We start from the raw sequence: 18,829 nt of genomic DNA, 5'->3' as shown, positions 1-18,829 counted from the left end.
CTAGGCAAAAAAAACGCAGCTGATTGAGAGCTGCGTAATTGATGTTATTTGCTGTCCACTTCTTTTAATCGTGCGGTAAAGTGACGTAAAACTTCAGGCTCATATTCGAAATCGAGTCCTTTAACGTTATCTGCGTTTTCTTTAACCTTTTCAAAAGCTTCAATAATGAAGTCCATGTGAGTTTGGGTGTAAGTTGCGCGAGGAATGGTTAAGCGCATTAACTCAGCAGGACAAGGCATTTGTTCACCTGTGGCAGGATCACGCCCAAGTAGTAGAGAACCAATTTCTACCGCGCGTATACCTGCAACCTTGTAAAGTTCACAAGCCAAAGCATGAGCCGGGAACTGATGAGATGGGATATGAGGCAACAGCTTACCAGCATCAACAAACGCCGCATGACCACCCGCTTGCTGACAAACCACACCAATGGCTTCTAATCCTTCCACAAGGTATTTCACTTGGCTGATACGATAAGCTAACCATTCCTGACGCATACCATCGTAGAGGCCAACAGCTAAACGCTCCATCGCGCCGCCCTCCAAGCCACCGTAGGTAGGGAAACCTTCTTGAACAACACACAGGGTGCGACACTCGTTATAAACGTCAAGTAATGTGTCATCTTTAAAGCACAACAAACCGCCCATTTGTACCATGGCGTCTTTTTTCGCCGACATAGCCAAAGCATCGGCGTACTTGTAACTTTCTCGGGTAATCTCTTCAATGCTCCAATCTTGGTAACCCGGTTCACGCTGTTGAATGAAGTAAGCATTTTCAGCAAAACGAGCCGAGTCCATAATCACTGGAATATCATAGCGCTGCGCAATCTCATACACGGCTTTTAAGTTGGCAATAGAGACTGGTTGCCCGCCCGACGAGTTACACGTAATGGTACTGACTATATAAGGTACGTTTTTCGGATCGGCTGCAAGTATCGCGTGCTCAAGCTTTTCAAGATCAAAGTTGCCTTTGAAATCAGCACTCACAGCCGTATCAAACGCTTCTTCGGTATAGACATTTTTAGCGACACAACAGTTAATTTGCGTGTGTCCCTGAGTGGTATCAAAGAAGTAATTGGACAGTGCGACCATTTTATTGCGATCAAGACCCTTTTCTTTTTCACGCTTTTTAATCAGCACTGGAATGTATATTTGCTCAGCACCACGCCCTTGGTGAGTTGGAATGGTATGCTGGTAACCAAAGATATCACTGACCGCATCAGCTAAAGCGAAATAGCTGCGACTGCCACTGTATGCCTCATCGCCTCTCAACATTGCCGCTTGCATTTCCTGAGTAATCGCGCCAGTACCACTATCGGTAAGAAGATCAATAAACACATCTTCGCTGTTAAGAAGAAATGGGTTCATTCCTGCTTTTAAAATTGCCTGCTCACGATATTCTCTGGTGGTACGTTTTACTGGCTCAATAACACGAATACGAAATGGTTCTGGGAGATGTTTGAAATTTTCCATGATTAATCCCTAATATATAACTATAGCTTTCCCTCTCTACTAAATAATTAATTCAGCAAAGATTAAATATATAAATTCCAGACAAGTCAGTACCTTAGATAATTAAATCCAAAATAAAGGTGAACTGGAAAATAAACCCATGAACGAAATAATCAATGCGCCCCTAGAAACGTTAAAGGTGCGTCAAGATAAATACTGTTCAGGGTTGTGTGCACTGGACGTGCGAAGGCTATAACTTAGTGAGGGAAGAACAGGGCGATTTTATAATCAAGGGTAAACCAAACACTAGAATTATTGTATTTTTTCATGTTACCTCCTTATTGATAATAAAATGCTACGGGAACAGTTCTAAGATAATCATAATTTATATAATTGGTCATTTTTTAAATTCATCAAGTGTGACACTGTCGACAAAATAATGGCCATGGTAAAGAGAGCACCAATAATATCCACCAAGAATCCTACAAGATACAGGCTATTCTTACTCATTCATGAACGGATAAAAAGGTGACATTAATTGCAATGAATAATGTTTTATATTGAGTAATTAAGATGGCAAGTAAATTCAATTATTGACTCGCCCCTACCCACTAAGTTACTCAAATACCACTTTACCTCTAACGATCGTCATCCAAACCTCCGTTGCTTTGATTTCTTCTGGAGGCAATAAGGTAATATCACGAGATAGCACAGCAAAGTCAGCCGATTTACCTATATCAATCGACCCGGTGATATCATCAATCCCTAAACTCTTAGCCGCATTGATCGTATAGGCATCGAGCGCCTCTACCGTATCGGGTAAGCCGGTATCGCCCATGAGAATACTATTACCAATACCGATCAGTGGATTAATGTCGTGCACATTCCAATCACTGCTTAAGGTAACGTTAGCACCTGTATCGAAGAGAACTTTAAGGTTCAGCAACGCACGAGTTCGCTTGGCACCTAAGAACGCTTCTGCCCACTGATGTTCATGATAGGCGACATAATCAGAGCCAACTTGAAAATCAGCCGTCACATTAAGTTGAGCAAAGCGAGGAACGTCTTTGGAATTAACCAACTCTACATGGGTTAAGGTGTAATCTTTATCACTGCCCTGACTACGTACCGACTCAATCGCATTCAAAGACTCACGAATTGCACCATCACCTATCGCATGAATGTGAGCTCCATAGCCAATCTTATTAAGTTCTTTGAGCCATTTAGACATCGCTTTGGGCTCAATGTAATTAATCCCGTAGGGCTCATCAGGGACATAAGTAAATAAGTAAGGAGCGAGCAGCTTCGCCGTACCATTAATTAAGATACCATCGCTGTACATCTTGACCTGATCCACCAGCAATAACTGAGAATTATCGTCTGAATGAATCGATTTCAGATACTTTAACTGTGCTGGCATTGGCTCGGTTGGGTAGATCCAAGGTCGTAAAGAGACGCGAGCAGTGAGCTCACCACTTTCTTCGGCTTTCTGCCACACTTCATACCAGCCACGTTTCCAATAAAGGCGACCGTCACCTATGGTTGTAATGCCATAAGTTCTCGCTTGCTCCAAGCCTTGCATTAATCCTTGATAGCTTTGCTCAAACTGATCACGCAAGCTGTTCCAAGCCAGCTCAAGCACCAGATCACCCGCGTTGTCGAGCAAGATCCCGAGTAGCTCTCCGGTCTCTTCATCTTTAAGGATCTTGCCTCCTTGTGGATCTGGGGACTGCCTTGTAATTCCAGCTTGTCTTAATGCTGCAGAGTTTACCCACATAGAATGAGAGGTTTGCTCCATAAAAATTACAGGCTGCTCAGGAAATACGGCATCAATCACCTGCAGTGGTGTGCTGCCATCCTCATCGGCAAGCAATGACTCTATCGAGAAACCATAACCCATGATCCATTCGCCTCGTGGGGTTTGTTTCCGACAAGCTTTTAGGTAGGAGACTTGACCACGCAGTCCTTCATCAAGGCTTAGTTCACACTGAGATCCAGCGTCTGATGCGGCTTCAAAGACATGGTTGTGGTTATCGATAAAACCGGGGGAAACAAAGCCACCTTGCAGATCTATTAGATTGGTCGAATCATCGATAAGACCATCCATCTCCTCACCGTTTCCCACCTGCAGAATCTTACCATCGGCGACAGCAACGGAATTGGCGTTGGGATGTCCGTGTATCACCCCATTGGTGAGGAGCATATCTGCAACTTGTGCAGAGTATGCATGAGTGCTTATCGTCAAACCTAACGCTATAGCCAGCCTACCTTTCATTGCTTAACTCCTTTGATGCGCCAATCAGACCAATGACTCAAGTATAAGGGGATAATAGCAGCGCGAGCGCCCATTAACCGTGCCTTAACAAGCTTTTTCCGGTGAATAAATACAAAAACGGCCGCTAGATAGCGGCCGTTTACAGTGTAAAATAGGAAATTATTTGAACGTCATCGCCAATGCTGCAGCGACATTACGTGAAGTCATCTCGACATTAAATGCCGCTTCTTTAAGTGCGATTGGCAAGTCGGTTGCACCGAGTACCACACTGTAGACCGCATCTAAGCCGTGGTCATGCACCACTCGGCAATCTTGCGCCGTGCTTCCCGCAATGCCAATCACTGGAAGGTTATATAGCTTCGCCGTACGCGCCACACCAATCGGTGTTTTGCCGTGAATGGTTTGGCTATCAATGCGCCCTTCACCGGTAATCACTAAATCGGCATCTTTGACCACTTCAGCAAGGTTAACAGCATCCATCACGATGCTGATACCTGGGCGAAGCGTTGCATCGAACAGACCTAATAGTGCAGCGCCAAGACCACCTGCCGCACCTGCACCAGCTTGGTCAATGACATCATTACCGTTAGTTTGACGAATCACGCCAGCATAGTGCGCTAAGTTGGCATCTAGCTGCTTGATCATCTCTGGCGTTGCGCCTTTTTGCGGACCAAACACATGCGAAGCACCTTTCGGTCCGCACAATGGGTTATCTACATCACACGCAACTTCAAGCTCAACACTCGCTAGGCGAGGATCCAAACCTGACAGATCAATCGTTGTAAGATTGGCTAACGCTCCGCCACCGAAAGGCAGGTCGTTGCCTTTCGCATCCAATAGTTTCGCTCCAAGCGCTTGTGCCATACCGACACCACCATCATTGGTAGAGCTACCACCAATGCCAATGATGATATGGTTAACGCCTTTGTCTAACGCTGCTTTCACTAACTCGCCTGTACCATACGTTGTGGTGAGCAGTGGGTTACGCTGACTTGGTTCGACTAAGTGCAAACCTGATGCCGCTGCCATTTCAATCACAGCGGTAGAACCGTCACCGAGTAATCCGTAAAAACCTTCAACGGATTGACCAAGTGGGCCTGTCACCGCAACAGAGACAATATCGCCCCCTGTTGCGTCGACCAAAGATTGCACCGTGCCTTCGCCTCCATCCGCCATCGGCAGTTTAATGTACTCTGCGTCTGGCATGATTTCTTTAAAACCACTTTCAATCGCAGTTGCCACTTCCATAGCGGTTAAACTTTCTTTGTAAGAATCAGGAGCGATAACTACCTTCATATAAGTTCCTTTTTATAGCTTGCTAGAGTAGAACAAGACTTAGAATGTAAACCAGTGCCATTGCAGTCGCGCCTTGAACCAGCGTTGCCATGGTTTGAGCGCGATACGCTAACCCAACTGACATGCGGCTAAACTGCGAAACCACCCAGAAGAAGCTGTCATTGGCATGCGATACGGTCATCGCACCAGCACCAATCGCCATTACCGTTAGAACTCGTCCCATTTCAGAGTCTAGACCGAGTTGAGCCAGCATTGGCGCAACAAGTGCTGATGTTGTTACCAAAGCCACCGTCGATGAGCCTTGCGCTGATTTCAATGCCGCTGCGACGATAAACGGCATAAAGATACCCACGCCTAATGCAGATAATGTCGTTCCTAGGTATTCACCTAGCGGAGTTGCTTTTAATACAGCACCAAATGCGCCACCAGCACCTGTGATAAGTAGAATTGGCGCCGCGGCAGTAATACCTTGACTGATACGTTCGCCGAACTCTTCCACCTTGTTGTCGCTTTTCAGTAGGCGAACCGACAAGAACAGACCGATGATTAACGCTGTCAGTGGTTGACCTAAGAACGACAGCACATCAAACAATGCACCATCACCCAGCGGTAAGCTTGGGAATTTAGCAATAGAGCCTAAACAGATAAGCAAAATAGGAACGAAAATTGGGGCAAATGCTTGGCCTGCTGTTGGTAGTTCACCGTATGACGCTTTCAGCTCTTTCCAATCTTGCTTTACTTCTTCAGCGTGGTCGCCACCATCAGGTTCAACGTCTTTAAAGCGGTTGGCCCACAACATACCGGCAATCGCTGCCGTAGCTGCAACAAAGATACCGACGCCAATCACTAAACCGAGGTTAGACTCTAGACCTAGGTTACCCGCCGCCGCAATTGGGCCTGGCGTTGGTGGTACAAAAGTGTGTGTCGCATACAGACCCGTTGCTAGAGCGACACTCATCGCCACGCTGGATGTTTTTAGACGGTTAGCAAGAGACTCTTTTAGTGAGTTCAGAATAACGAAGCCCGAGTCACAAAATACCGGTACCGAAACGATGTAGCCGATGATGCTCATGGTTAACGTTGGGAAACGCTCACCGAGTACTTTAATCACCGTGTCTGCCATGGTAATCGCAGCGCCACTTTTCTCTAGGATGACACCTATGATGGTACCTAGAACAATCACTAGGCCGATGTAACCTAAGATGCCACCAAAGCCAGATGCGATGGTTTTCGCGATACTGTCAGCAGGTAGGCCATAGGCAAAAGCCGCTAAAAAGGCCGCAACAATCAGTGCGAGAAAAGGGTGTAGTTTAAATTTGGTTGTTGCGAGGACGATAAAGGCTATCACCCCCAGCAAGATTAAGATTAGACTCATGATAACTCCGTTTATTATAGTATTCGCTCTGAACACTTAGCCTCATGCCAAAGATTCAGATTGCCTGTAGGGACGGTGTTATTATTCAGTGAATCGAGCGTCATTCCTTTATGCAAACTGACAAATTTATCAATCATAAGTCACTCTACAATTGTCACTTTGCACAAAACACCTTACTAAACTAAAGGCATTCCATCGCCAAATATAACTGCACCTTATGGCCTAACTTATTGATCTTTAAATTAGTTACTTCTTCTATCTTCTCTAGTCGATATCGAAGTGTATTTCGGTGAATATGTAGAGCTGCACAAGTTTGAGCCAGATCGCAGTCCTGATCAAAAAATACCCGCAGTGTTTTCAACAGCACGCCTTTTTCATCTTTTCTTTGCAGTAATTGCAGAGGTTCTAGCAACTGCGCACGTCGCCATTGGTCTTGTTTTAAGCCACCAACCAACACGGCTAGCTTGTGTTCCTGATAAAACAATATCGCTTGCTTGCTGTTATCAGCCCCCACCATGGTCGCTTTAGCGGTTTCATACGAACGCGCGAGTCCATCAACACCGGGAAAGTATTGCCCCATGGCTATCTTGATCGAAAAATCAGCTTCTTGGGCAATCCGTTTAAGCAGCTTTTTGACTCGCGCTTTTTCTTCTTCTTGATTCCAAGTGCCATTGGTTACCGTCACCGGCTTTAGCACCACCACTTCATTCATCGATACCGAGACAATACCGACAATGTTGTCTCGTTCAGGGTATTCCAGTAAGTGCACCAGCTTTTGCAAATACTCTTGAGTTAATGGCTGACCCTGCTTAGGAATCACTTTGACCGTTGCCGCGATTCTTGGCTGAGATAAATTTAAATCCAGACGCTCCGCAATCGACAACAACTGGTTTTCACTTAAGGTAGAGCCTTGAATCAACTGCAGTAACAGCTCTTCACGATGACGTTTATTCCACTGAATCTGCGCCATCAAGGCTTCTTGTTCAATGATCAGTTCAGCAGCCATCTTGACCAGCTCACCATAGCTTCTCACTTCATCTGGCTGGCCAGAAATCCCCACCACACCAATCACGTTGTCTTGATACACAACCGGTAAGTTAATGCCTTGTTTCACACCTATCAGGGTACTGGCAACGGTCTGATTAATTTCAACAATACGATTGTCGTGTATCGCCAGCAATGCCCCTTCATGGGTACGATGCAAACGGGATAGATCACTTGAACCAATAATGATTCCGTTCTCATCCATCACGTTGACAGGAAACTGAATGATTTTCGTCGCTCGCTCCACAATCTGGCGGGCGATAAGGGTGTTTAACTGCATCTCTTTTGCCTTGTGATATCGGCCTCTCGGCACACCCAGTAAACATATCACATGCCTGGCTAAGTTGACTGAACGGCGATTTCGCTCAGGTCACATAGAAAGAAAAAATCCCGAAGTAAGCCCGCTAGGTGCCTGCTAAGACGGAGCCCGAGGATGCTCCTACCTATTGTCTTACAACGGGAACGCGTACAAAAGGAGACGAAAAACTACGCGATTTGATATCAACCTAACGAACATCCCTACAGTGGAGTCACCATGATTGATACAGTTATTGAGGTGGCAGGGAGAGGAGTCCTAACCACCCCAGACGGAAACGAACTCATTCCATCAAGGCGTACTAATCACGAATTGAGTGATTCGCACGTTTTTCAATCGCTTTGATAAGCGCAGAGTGATCCCAATCTTGGCCACCTAGCGCTGCGCAATCTTCAAACAGCTCTTGCGCCGTTTGCGTGTTTGGTAGTGCGACTTCGAGCTCTTTAGCACCCGTTAGAGCCAAATCAAGGTCCTTCTGGTGAAGCGAGATTCTAAAGCCCGGATCAAACGTACCTTCAATCATACGCTCGCCGTGTACTTCTAGAATCTTCGAGCTTGCAAAGCCACCCAATAGCGCCTGACGAACGCGCGCTGGATCAGCGCCCGCTTTCGAAGCAAAAACGAGTGCTTCCGATACCGCTTCGATGTTGAGTGCTACGATGATTTGGTTAGCTACTTTACACGTCTGACCCGCACCGTTTTCACCCACTAGGGTGATGTTTTTGCCCATCACCTCGAACAGAGGACGCGCCTTATCAAATGCTTGTTGTGAACCACCAACCATGATGCTCAGTGCCGCATTGATCGCGCCAACTTCACCACCTGATACTGGAGCGTCAAGGTACTGTGCACCACTTTCATTAATACGAGACGCAATCGCTTTGGTTGCCATTGGCGAGATAGAGCTCATGTCGATAACCAGTTTACCTTCTGCGCCACCCGCATTTAGGCCCGCTTCCACGCCGTTATCACCAAATAGCACATCTTCGACTTGTGGCGTGTTTGGTACCATCAAGATAACCACATCCGCCGCTTCTGTTGCTGCTTGAGCAGAATTCACCACCTGAGCACCAGCAGCAACAAGGTCTTGTGGCGCTGGGTTAAAGTGATCAGACAACACCAACTCATAGCCTGCTTTTTGTAGATTCGCGGCCATTGGGCGGCCCATGATACCTGTACCAATAAATGCAATTTTCATAATCTGTTCTCCGTAACGTTTGCCCACCGCTGTCGATGGGCATTCACCGCATTAGCGGTATAGGTTGATCCAATCTAGACCTTCAGTCGTGGTGGTTTTTGGCTTGTATTCACAGCCTACCCAGCCCTGATAACCAAGGTCATCTAAATGTTTTAGAACAAACGGGTAGTTGATTTCACCCGTACCCGGCTCATGACGACCTGGGTTGTCGGCCAATTGAACATGCGCAATTTGGTCGATGTTTGCCGTCATGGTTGGGGTAAGGTCCCCTTCCATGATCTGCATGTGGTAGATGTCATACTGGATAAACAAGTTATCGCTGCCGACTTCTTTAATCACCGCTTTGGCTTGCTCTGTGGTATTGAGGAAGAAACCCGGAATATCACGGGTGTTGATCGCTTCAATCACCAAGCGAATACCCGCTTCTTGCAACGCTTGCGCGGCATAACGTAAGTTGATGACGAACGCAGCGTGGGCATCATGCTCACTTACCCCTTGTGGAACGATCCCCGCGAGGCAGTTGATTTGGGTATTACCCAATACTTTGGCGTATTCAATGGCCTTGGCGACCCCTGCTTGGAACTCTTCAATTCGCTTGGGGTCCACCGCGATACCGCGCTCGCCCGCTTCCCAATCGCCGGCCGGAAGGTTGAACAGCACTTGGGTAAGTTGGTTTTCATCTAGCTTCTCCTTAATTTGCTTTGCTTCCAGCGCATAAGGGAAAAGATACTCCACACCTTGAAAGCCAGCTTTTGCTGCGGCTTCAAAGCGATCTTCAAATTCCAGTTCGGTAAATAACATGGATAAATTTGCTGCAAACTTTGCCATTGTGATTTCCTTTTATTCCTAATTAGTCACGATGAATCAGTGCGGTTGGCGCGTCATCTGCGTTTTCAGCCAATGCTTCAAATTCATTGATTGCGTTAATTTCAACACCCATAGCGATGTTGGTTACGCGCTCTAGAATCACTTCAACTACGACTGGTACTTTGTGCTTATTCATCAGCTCTTTCGCTTCTGCGAATGCCGCTTGCATCTGCTCAGGGTCCGTTACACGAATCGCTTTACAACCTAAGCCTTCCACAACCGTCACGTGGTCAACACCGTAACCGTTCAGCTCTGGGGCGTTTTGGTTTTCAAAGGCCAGTTGCACACAGTAGTCGATATCAAATTGACGCTGCGCTTGACGAATCAGACCTAGGTAAGAGTTGTTCACCAACACGTGGATGTAAGGCAGGTTGAACTGCGCGCCTACCGCTAATTCTTCAATCATGAACTGGAAGTCGTAGTCACCTGAAATCGCTACGATGTCACGATTAGGATCCGCGGCACGTACACCAAGTGCAGCAGGTGTCGTCCAACCTAATGGACCTGCTTGACCACAGTTAATCCAGTGACGAGGCTTGTAGACATGTAGGAATTGCGCGGCAGCAATCTGTGATAGACCGATGGTGCTGACGTAACAGGTATCGCGATCGAACACTTTGTTCATCTCTTCATAAACGCGCATTGGTTTGATTGGTGCATCCGTGTAGTGCGTTTTACGTAGCATGGTTGCTTTACGCTGCTGACATTCACCTACCCACGCGCTGCGGTTTGGTAGCTTGCCTGCATCGCGCCATTCACGCGCCACTTCGACTAGTAGCTCTAGCGCTGCTTTTGCATCAGACACAATGCCTAAATCTGGACAGAACACGCGACCAATTTGCGTTGGTTCAATATCCACGTGAACAAACTTGCGTCCTTTGGTGTACACATCCAGTGAACCGGTATGACGGTTCGCCCAGCGGTTACCAATACCAAATACGAAGTCAGACTCCAGCATGGTCGCATTACCGTAACGATGCGACGTTTGTAGACCAACCATACCTGCCATCAGTTCATGATCATCAGCGATAGAACCCCAACCCATCAAAGTTGGTACAACAGGTACGCCTGTAATTTCAGCGAACTGCTGTAGGAGTTCTTCAGCACCAGCGTTAATGACGCCACCACCTGAAACGATCAGTGGGTTTGCTGACTCACACATCATTTCCATTGCTTTCTCAACTTGAGCGCGAGTCGCTTTTGGTTGATACGCTTCTAGTGGTTCATAGGTATCGATATCAAACTCGATTTCCGTTAGCTGAACATCAAGCGGAAGGTCGATAAGTACAGGTCCTGGGCGACCAGAACGCATCAAATGAAACGCTTGCTGGAATGCACGTGGCACCTGAGCGGGTTCTAGAACAGTTGTTGCCCACTTAGTGACAGGCTTAGCAATAGATTCAATGTCTACCGCTTGGAAATCTTCTTTATGTAGACGAGCGCGTGGCGCCTGACCGGTAATACATAAGATTGGAATTGAGTCAGCCGACGCTGAGTACAAACCCGTGATCATATCGGTACCTGCAGGGCCCGATGTACCGATACAAACACCAATATTGTCTTGATTTGTACGGGTGTAACCTTCTGCCATGTGCGACGCACCTTCAACGTGACGCGCTAGTACATGATCAATACCGCCAAGCTTTTTCATTGCTGCGTACATTGGGTTAATGGCTGCGCCAGGGACGCCGAAGGCAATGTCTACACCTTCCTTTTTCAACACTTCTACCGCTGCTTCAATTGCCTTCATCTTTGCCATGTGAACCTCCATTTCGATTGTATACAATTCAAAGATACTTTGTGTACTATGAATCATATTCAGAATTTGGCAACCCCTAAATGCAACATTTTTTCAACATCGAATAGTTACTCTAAGTGAACACTAACCCTGAAAACCCTAGAAATCATTGCTTTACATAAAATATCTTCACGTAAAAATAATTTCCCAACGAGACAAATGAAAAATAAATGTTAAATACCCTTTGATTGTTTACATAAATTGAAATATAAGTATTCGTGAAAGGTAGATTTTGTACACAAAATCATTCGGTATTGTTTAAAGGAGACGAACAATGAGTCTGAACGATGTAGCAGAAAAAGAAGAAACTGCTTGTCTGCGCGTAGTCGGTAATATGGACAACCCAGAATACCAAACCATCCTATCTAAAGAGGCACTCTCTTTCCTAACCAAACTGGTCGAGAAGTTTGCCTCGCGTAGAGATGCCCTACTACAAGCCCGCAAAGAACAACAACAACGCTATGATGCGGGTGAATTACCTAACTTTCGCTCTGATACCCAAGCGATTCGTGACAACAAAAGCTGGAAGGTAGCAACACCACCTGCTGAGTTACTGGATCGCCGCGTAGAGATCACCGGTCCTGTTGACCGCAAAATGGTGATCAATGCACTTAACTCTGACGCGAAAGTATTTATGTGCTGTTTCGAAGATGCCTCTTCTCCGACTTGGGAGAATATGGTTGAGGGACAGATCAACCTGCGCGATGCCAATGCAAGAACCATCAGTTATCACGACCAAGCGAAAAACAAACATTATCAGCTTAGTGATGACCCAGCTTTATTGATTGCCCGTCCACGAGGCCTGCACCTGCCGGAGCAATCAATTCAATACGCAAACAAGCCTATCCCGGGCTGTTTGATGGATTTTGCGCTCTACTTTTATCACAACTACCTGACCCGCGCTGAGCAAGGGTTGGGCGTGTATTACTACATTCCAAAACTAGAAAGCATGGAAGAGTCCCAGTGGTGGGATGATGTTTTCTCGTTTACCGAAGACTACTTTGGCGTTCAACGCGGCACAATCCGAGCGACCGTACTAATCGAAACCTTGCCAGCAGTTTTCCAAATGGATGAGATGCTTTACGCCATGCGTGATCATATTGTCGCGATGAACTGCGGTCGTTGGGATTACATCTTCAGCTACATTAAAACGTTGAAAAATCATGCCGATCGCATTCTGCCTGACCGTCATGTGGTCGGTATGGATAAAGAGTTCCTCAATGCCTACAGCCAACTGCTAGTTCGCACCTGCCACCAGCGCGGCGCTCTCGCAATGGGTGGTATGTCGGCGTTTATTCCAGCCAAAGAGCCCGCTGAAATGTCGCGAGTGACCGCCAAAGTTATCGAAGACAAAGAGCGCGAATCTCGCAATGGTCACGATGGCACTTGGGTTGCGCACCCAGCGTTGGTTGACTTAGCTATGTCGGTGTTTGAGAAGAACCTTGATGGCAAGCCAAACCAATTAGACTTTGTCAGCCCTTCACATGAGATTGGCGCCGACATTCTACTCAAACCTTGTGATGGTACTCGTGATGAAGCGGGCGTACGTAAAAACATCCGTATCGCGCTTTACTACATCGAGGCTTGGATTCAAGGTCACGGCTGCGTACCTATCTACGGCCTAATGGAAGACGCCGCAACCGCAGAAATTTCGCGCGCCAACATCTGGCAGTGGATCCACCATAGTGTGGCTCTCGATGATGGCCAAATCTTTACTAAAGAGCTATTCCACACTTGGTTATACCAAGAGCTCGACACTATCAAACAGGAAGTGGGTGATACTCGTTATGCAGCAGGCCGCTTTGAACAAACTGCTGACCTTTTCTTCGAGTTGTCTACCGCAGAAGAGTTCGCCACCTTCCTGACCTTACCAAGCTATCAGTTTCTTCATGGGACTGAGTAATACCTGAGGGCTCTGTGAGCCCGAAAGGTAGCACACAACAGGAGATAACATGGGAAGTTTAACTCTAGACCAAGCATTGAGTGTCATTGACGGCACCTTTCAAGCCGGTTCAAAAACCAAAAGCGCACCACTGACAGTTGCTGTCCTTGATAGTGGCGGAAAGCTCATCTCTCTCCAACGTCAAGATGGTTCCAGTATGATGCGCCCAGATATCGCTATCGCCAAAGCTTGGGGAGCACTCGCACTCGGCTGTTCTTCACGCAAGCTGGCGCAAGATGCCGATAACCGACCAGCATTCATCTCTGCTGTTAATGTTCTTGCACACGGTAATATGGTTCCCGTTCCGGGAGGCTTATTGATCCGAGATGCCGAGCAAAACATCTTGGGTGCCGTGGGGGTAAGTGGCGATCTGTCAGATATTGATGAGAGCTGCGCCCTTGGTGGCATCGACCACGCACAACTCTATTGCGATGAAACGCCCTCTTAGTAACTTCCTAGTGTCTACCGACCAACAAAAACGCTCTCAATTGAGGGCGTTTTTTTAATCTTGATTCTGCGTTATTCGTATTGGGTCAGCCAACCCTTTAGCAAGGTATTGATCTGCTTCTTCTGGTTTGTGTTCATTCCTTTAACAAGCTTAGCCTGCACAGCGGCATGCTCTTCAATAATCTTATCAATCAGAATGAAGCCATCTTGAGTCAGTTGAACAGTAACACTGCGGCGATCTTCTTTACTGTGTTCACGGACAATCAGTTGTTTCTTTTCCAGCTTATCGAGTCGATTGGTCATTGCACCCGATGTCAGCATCATCGAATCAATCAATTCTGACGGGGTAAGGCAAAAAGGCTCTCCGCTTCGACGCAAAGTCGCCAGGACATCAAATTCCCCCAGCTTCAAATCATAGCGCTTGTGTAACTGAGCAACTTCCGTCTCCATATACTTAGCGATACGCATCAAACGGCCCATAATGGCCATTGGCTCAGTATCTAACTCTGGCTTTTCCTTAGCCCACTGCTCAACTACTCTTTCAATAGCATCCATGAAAATTTGTCTCCAGTAACAAAATGTCGTTCTAAGTATCTTAACATAAAGATACTTTACAAACATCGATTTTAGGCGTACATTCACCACAAAAGTATCTTAACGTAAAGATAAGTACCTATGAATATATTATTAGCCATGATACCGGCGTTCTTTTGGGGAACCACCTATGCTGTCACGCAATACACTCTTGCGGACTGGCCTCCCCTATTGCTGGGCGCAATTCGTGCGCTGCCAGCGGGACTGCTGCTATTGGTATTTAGACCAAGCCTACCGAAAAAGGGCGATTGGCAAATCCTATTTACCCTAGGGTTAATCAACATCGCAACCTTCTTCGGTTTGATCTTTGTGATGGCGTTGACGCTACCTTCGGCAATTTCAGGTGTCGGTATGATCTCGGTCCCTGTGTTCGCCATGCTTTATAACTGGCTGATCAACAAGCATCGCCCAGGCATTATTCAAGCTGTAAGTGGAGCTGCGCTAATCGGCCTAGCGTGGATGCTGTTTGATCCTAGCTCTATCAGCCTAAATCCTATTGGCTTAGGCGCAATGCTCGCCGCGATTATGTGTATTGTGGTGGGTAGTTCGATTACCAAGTCTCTTGGCGATCGCATGCACTGGTGGACGGTACTGACTTGGCAGTTGATTTTAGGTGGCGTAATCCTATCGATTGCAGCCTCTGTACAAGCGATATCACAGCCTGCAACCTACCTAGCGATCGCAGACAACTTCTCGATGAGAAACCTATCTGGCCTGCTTTGGGTGGTTGGGTTAAACACCGCTCTTGGCTACGGCATGTATGTGTGGCTACTACAACGTATGTCAGTGGTTGATTTCACGTTCGGCGGCATCGCTAACCCAATCGCGGGTATTGTTACTGGTTTAGTATTACTTGGTGAGTCATTCACCCCATTCCAGTACAGCTTGATGATCGGCATGATTGTGATGTCATTACTGCCACAGGCGATACTTGCACTGAGACAAAACCGACCCGCTCCTGCCGAATGTCAGACCCAATAAACAAAAAAACCGCGCTAATTAGCGCGGTTTTTTTATTACCAAGAGTGGATAATAATCAACGAGTATATATTTCTGAGCATTCCCAGTGAGCCACTGTCTCATCATTGCGGCTCACAATGAGATCCGCTGATGTTTCAATGTTCCAGCCGCCCACAACGTACTCGGTTCTAACAGTGCGAGAATTGACAACATACGAATACTGACCGTTGTTAAACGTCATCACGCGCTCGCCACCACCACTGAATCCATAATGTTCAATCGCGCTCTCAGAACTCAGTTCAAGCTCTATCTTAGATGGCAGGCCAAAGCGATAAATCTGAAGATTGTCAACGGAGCATACCGAAACTAGCTTGGTTTTAAGCTTGCATGAAAACTCATCCGTTTCTTGTTCCAAACACAAGTCTTGCGCTGCTGACCCAAAGCTTACTAGCCAGATAGCTAAGGTTAAATATTTAGTCATAAAAGTTCGCTGCTCCGGCTTGGTCATAGATAGTCTCCATTCTTCATAGTTAACGTTATCAACGGGTTAATGTATCTGTACGTTGATTATAAGAAAGGTCCAGATACTCGCCCCCTATCGCGTAGGTTACTTGAGAAGCGTTGCTGTAAAACTCAATTCTACTCGAATAGATTGCACGATCATCGTAATGCAAATAAGTGATTTTTCCTTGCTCAATATCCACCGAATACAAGTCGCTATCCGTTTTAACAAAAAATGAACTGATTGATTGAACAGTGTCGATGTTAACCACCGAAAAGACCTCTATTTTGCCCCTCGGAAAATAAGCTGCTTTAGTCCCGAATTCCGACTCAATTAGGTTCGGCGGATTTATCGTCAGAATATCAGTCTTACCTTCGATGGTTAGCGAAAGGCGCCCTGAAGATGAATCGACAGCATAGACCTCCAAATCCACCGTATCTCCATTAGAAAGTGTTTTTTTCCTGTTCCGTTTATTGAAGCTTGCTCAGCAATCATAATCAGATCATTAACGTTTTTCGCACCTAGGGCGCTCAAAATCCTGTCATTTGCAAACGTGGTCAATCGAGCCAAGTTTTCAGTTTTATAGGTTTGGCGATCATCGCCAACTAAATTGAAAATTGCACTATTCGCTTCAGTAATGACTTGAGGAGTGTAACCAGTTCCGTTGTTTTTGGCCCCTTTATCTTCATCAATATGTCCATCTTGGCAACCCAAAAGAGCGAGGGTAGATAACCAAGTAACAACTAACTTTCTCATACTTATTCCAACAAAAAGCCGCCCATTTAAGACGGCTTAAATTTTATGAATTAACTAATTAGAATTTGTATCTCAGACCAACATTTGCAGAACCGATTGAGCCAGCATCCGTATTTACCACTTCATAGGTTGTTTGCGCTGAAATATGTGGAGTAAAGTCATAACCAAGACCAAGGCCCCAAACCATGCTGGAGTCACTGTCTGATTGAGATAGCTTAGATGTAGTTGTAACAGTTTGGTCAATGCTAAAAGTATGCAGACCCGCTTTTGCGTAGATGTTGAACTTATCGCCAAAGTACATTTTAGGCATCACATTTACGCCCACAGATGTCATATCCAGTGTGTAACTCCAACTTGGCTGTATAAAAGTACCAGTCATTCCACCTAAATCTTTATACTCAAGTTCCGCGCCCAGTACAAAAAAGTTACCAAACGCAAAGTCATAACCTGCATTTACTGAGTAGCCGTTACGTGTATCCGTTTTTTCAATTCCAGTTAATAAGTCTGAGTAACCCATTTTTGAATAGGCAGCACCAATATAGAAACCATTGTGTGCAAAAGCTGCACCCGATAGCGTTGATGCAATAATAGATAATGTAATGATTGATTTTTTCATACTGCTTTTTCTCTTGGTCATATTGTTTGCTTGTGCTCGACTCGGCACTTAATCTGCAAAGAAATATATCACCTGAAAATGTAGGGGTTTGTAAGGGCGTGTAAGTGGAATGGGCAGATAAACAAAAAAGCCGCACTCATGAGTGCGGCTCTCTTATCGTTTAAATTCTTTTGTTAGACATCATATTTTGCTTTATCACCAATATCGAAATAGCGTGGCATTCTCCATTTATAAACACTCGTGACCAAGAAAAGCAGAGCTGATATTGCGCCGAGTATCTTTGCAGCAACATCGGCATCAAACATCATGCAAAACCATAACCCCATAAGGATCAGAGGTTGCAGCTGTAAGCCAGGAACCTTGAAGCAGAAGTACTCTTTATAACAGAGGCCACCTAAGGTAATAAAAGCGCCGCCGATACCGATCGCTGTCCAACCAGACACAAAACAAAGTATGCCTATCCAGGTCGCGAACTGGAGCAATAAACGAAACGGTTTGCTGTAGACATGCAGCGATGAGGCACACATTACTGCGCTCAAAAAGACAAGCTTCTCAATCGGAAAACCAAGGTTCCACGGCAGCAGTGCAATAACAGGAAACGCGAGTGTAAAGCCAAGTCGATAGACAATGACCGTAAGATGATCCAGTGCATCCATGGGGGATTTAATATGTGGGTCAGCCATTACAATTCCTTACGTATGTCTATTTTCACCAAGCTTAAATTGTCGTTTTACACTGTAAAGCTCTCGCGTCTAATATTCAGTCGCTAGCCCATACCATTCAGACAAGCTTATTGCTCGATAGGCTTAATCACCCAGCATGGGTTCCCAGCTGCAACTACGTTAGCAGGAACATCTTTAGTAACAACGCTGCCTGCACCAACAACGCTATTGTCACCAATGGTGACGCCCGGACAAACAATCACACCACCGCCTAACCATACGTTGTTGCCTATGGTTATTGGAGTACCAAATTCGACGCCTTCTTCAACTCGGCCTTTTACATCTAATGGATGACCCGCAGTATAAATCTGTACGTTAGGTGCAAAGAGCACGTTATCGCCAATATGCACTTCAGCCACATCAAGGACAACACAATTGAAGTTAGCGTAAAAGTTTTTACCTACCTTGATGTTTGAGCCGTAATCACAGCGAAATGGCGGCTCAAGATAAGCGTCTTGCGAATCTGGTATCAAACTGTCAATTGCAGCTCGCCACTCATCGCTATCAGGGGTACTGTTATTGAGCTGTTGTAACGTCTTGCGACATTGAATACGCTCGCTATACAGCTGCTTATCCCAAGCGTCATACGGTTCTCCTGCCAGCATCTTCTCTTTTTCAGTTCTCATCATTGTTACCAAAAGTATTGAGTATTTGGGGCGAATATCGCATATCA

General features: G+C 46.0%; 19 protein-coding genes. 3 read left to right on the top strand and 16 right to left on the bottom strand.

Features of this window, described 5'->3' with window-relative positions; genetic code table 11:
• Positions 1–44: 44 nt before the first annotated feature.
• The 9 genes from tnaA to gcl all read right to left on the bottom strand — a co-directional run bounded on the left by tnaA (position 45) and on the right by gcl (position 11,578).
• Positions 45–1,469: a tryptophanase gene (tnaA, locus tag ACHUFZ_RS08415; protein ID WP_394126767.1), complete on the bottom strand. Its 1,425-nt coding sequence runs from the start codon at positions 1,467–1,469 to the stop codon at positions 45–47.
• A gap of 236 nt (positions 1,470–1,705) precedes the next feature.
• On the bottom strand, positions 1,706–1,777 hold the full coding sequence (gene tnaC, locus ACHUFZ_RS08410) for a tryptophanase leader peptide (protein ID WP_071816296.1): 72 nt from the start codon (positions 1,775–1,777) through the stop codon (positions 1,706–1,708).
• Between the two features lie 287 nt (positions 1,778–2,064).
• Complete coding sequence (locus tag ACHUFZ_RS08405; protein ID WP_394126766.1) at positions 2,065–3,723, bottom strand: amidohydrolase; 1,659 nt, start codon at positions 3,721–3,723, stop codon at positions 2,065–2,067.
• Positions 3,724–3,882: 159 nt separating this feature from the next.
• Positions 3,883–5,019, bottom strand: coding sequence for a glycerate kinase (locus tag ACHUFZ_RS08400; protein ID WP_394126765.1), 1,137 nt, complete (start codon positions 5,017–5,019; stop codon positions 3,883–3,885).
• 22 nt (positions 5,020–5,041) lie between these two features.
• Positions 5,042–6,394, bottom strand: coding sequence for a GntP family permease (locus tag ACHUFZ_RS08395; RefSeq protein ID WP_394126764.1), 1,353 nt, complete (start codon positions 6,392–6,394; stop codon positions 5,042–5,044).
• A 181-nt stretch (positions 6,395–6,575) separates the two neighbouring features.
• Complete coding sequence (locus ACHUFZ_RS08390) at positions 6,576–7,718, bottom strand: sugar diacid recognition domain-containing protein (RefSeq protein ID WP_394126763.1); 1,143 nt, start codon at positions 7,716–7,718, stop codon at positions 6,576–6,578.
• Between the two features lie 337 nt (positions 7,719–8,055).
• A complete protein-coding gene (locus ACHUFZ_RS08385; protein ID WP_394126925.1) occupies positions 8,056–8,955 on the bottom strand; it encodes a 2-hydroxy-3-oxopropionate reductase in 900 nt (299 codons plus the stop codon).
• A 48-nt stretch (positions 8,956–9,003) separates the two neighbouring features.
• The gene (hyi, locus tag ACHUFZ_RS08380) at positions 9,004–9,780 is read right to left on the bottom strand and encodes a hydroxypyruvate isomerase (protein ID WP_394126762.1); all 777 of its coding nucleotides are present in this window, start codon (positions 9,778–9,780) and stop codon (positions 9,004–9,006) included.
• Between the two features lie 22 nt (positions 9,781–9,802).
• Positions 9,803–11,578, bottom strand: coding sequence for a glyoxylate carboligase (gene gcl, locus ACHUFZ_RS08375; RefSeq protein WP_394126761.1), 1,776 nt, complete (start codon positions 11,576–11,578; stop codon positions 9,803–9,805).
• 313 nt (positions 11,579–11,891) lie between these two features.
• Here gcl and aceB point away from each other — a divergent pair, with 313 nt between their 5' ends.
• Positions 11,892–13,520, top strand: coding sequence for a malate synthase A (gene aceB / locus ACHUFZ_RS08370; protein ID WP_394126760.1), 1,629 nt, complete (start codon positions 11,892–11,894; stop codon positions 13,518–13,520).
• 49 nt (positions 13,521–13,569) lie between these two features.
• Complete coding sequence (locus tag ACHUFZ_RS08365; protein ID WP_394126759.1) at positions 13,570–14,007, top strand: GlcG/HbpS family heme-binding protein; 438 nt, start codon at positions 13,570–13,572, stop codon at positions 14,005–14,007.
• Between the two features lie 71 nt (positions 14,008–14,078).
• Here the strand turns inward: ACHUFZ_RS08365 and ACHUFZ_RS08360 are convergent, their stop codons facing one another.
• Complete coding sequence (locus tag ACHUFZ_RS08360) at positions 14,079–14,561, bottom strand: MarR family winged helix-turn-helix transcriptional regulator (protein WP_394126758.1); 483 nt, start codon at positions 14,559–14,561, stop codon at positions 14,079–14,081.
• 120 nt (positions 14,562–14,681) lie between these two features.
• Here ACHUFZ_RS08360 and ACHUFZ_RS08355 point away from each other — a divergent pair, with 120 nt between their 5' ends.
• Positions 14,682–15,581: a DMT family transporter gene (locus ACHUFZ_RS08355; RefSeq protein WP_394126757.1), complete on the top strand. Its 900-nt coding sequence runs from the start codon at positions 14,682–14,684 to the stop codon at positions 15,579–15,581.
• Positions 15,582–15,636: 55 nt separating this feature from the next.
• Here ACHUFZ_RS08355 and ACHUFZ_RS08350 read toward each other — a convergent pair whose 3' ends face one another.
• The 6 genes from ACHUFZ_RS08350 to ACHUFZ_RS08325 all read right to left on the bottom strand — a co-directional run bounded on the left by ACHUFZ_RS08350 (position 15,637) and on the right by ACHUFZ_RS08325 (position 18,782).
• Positions 15,637–16,068 (bottom strand): hypothetical protein, encoded by a 432-nt coding sequence (locus ACHUFZ_RS08350; protein WP_394126756.1) that lies wholly within the window; start codon positions 16,066–16,068, stop codon positions 15,637–15,639.
• A gap of 31 nt (positions 16,069–16,099) precedes the next feature.
• Positions 16,100–16,495, bottom strand: a complete 396-nt coding sequence (locus ACHUFZ_RS08345) for a hypothetical protein (protein WP_394126755.1) — start codon at positions 16,493–16,495, stop codon at positions 16,100–16,102.
• Complete coding sequence (locus ACHUFZ_RS08340; RefSeq protein ID WP_394126754.1) at positions 16,444–16,818, bottom strand: hypothetical protein; 375 nt, start codon at positions 16,816–16,818, stop codon at positions 16,444–16,446. The genes ACHUFZ_RS08345 and ACHUFZ_RS08340 overlap by 52 nt, the downstream gene beginning before the upstream one ends.
• Before the next feature lie 58 nt (positions 16,819–16,876).
• A complete protein-coding gene (locus ACHUFZ_RS08335) occupies positions 16,877–17,434 on the bottom strand; it encodes an outer membrane protein (protein WP_394126753.1) in 558 nt (185 codons plus the stop codon).
• Positions 17,435–17,607: 173 nt separating this feature from the next.
• Positions 17,608–18,117 (bottom strand): DUF2301 domain-containing membrane protein, encoded by a 510-nt coding sequence (locus tag ACHUFZ_RS08330; RefSeq protein WP_394126752.1) that lies wholly within the window; start codon positions 18,115–18,117, stop codon positions 17,608–17,610.
• A gap of 107 nt (positions 18,118–18,224) precedes the next feature.
• Positions 18,225–18,782, bottom strand: coding sequence for a sugar O-acetyltransferase (locus ACHUFZ_RS08325; RefSeq protein WP_394126924.1), 558 nt, complete (start codon positions 18,780–18,782; stop codon positions 18,225–18,227).
• Positions 18,783–18,829 lie beyond the last annotated feature (47 nt).

Source organism: Vibrio hepatarius (genome assembly GCF_043642085.1).
Taxonomy (GTDB): Bacteria; Pseudomonadota; Gammaproteobacteria; order Enterobacterales; family Vibrionaceae; genus Vibrio; species Vibrio hepatarius_C.
The sequence above is the reverse complement of the archived record's forward strand: the minus strand, read 5'-3'. Positions and strand labels throughout refer to the sequence as shown.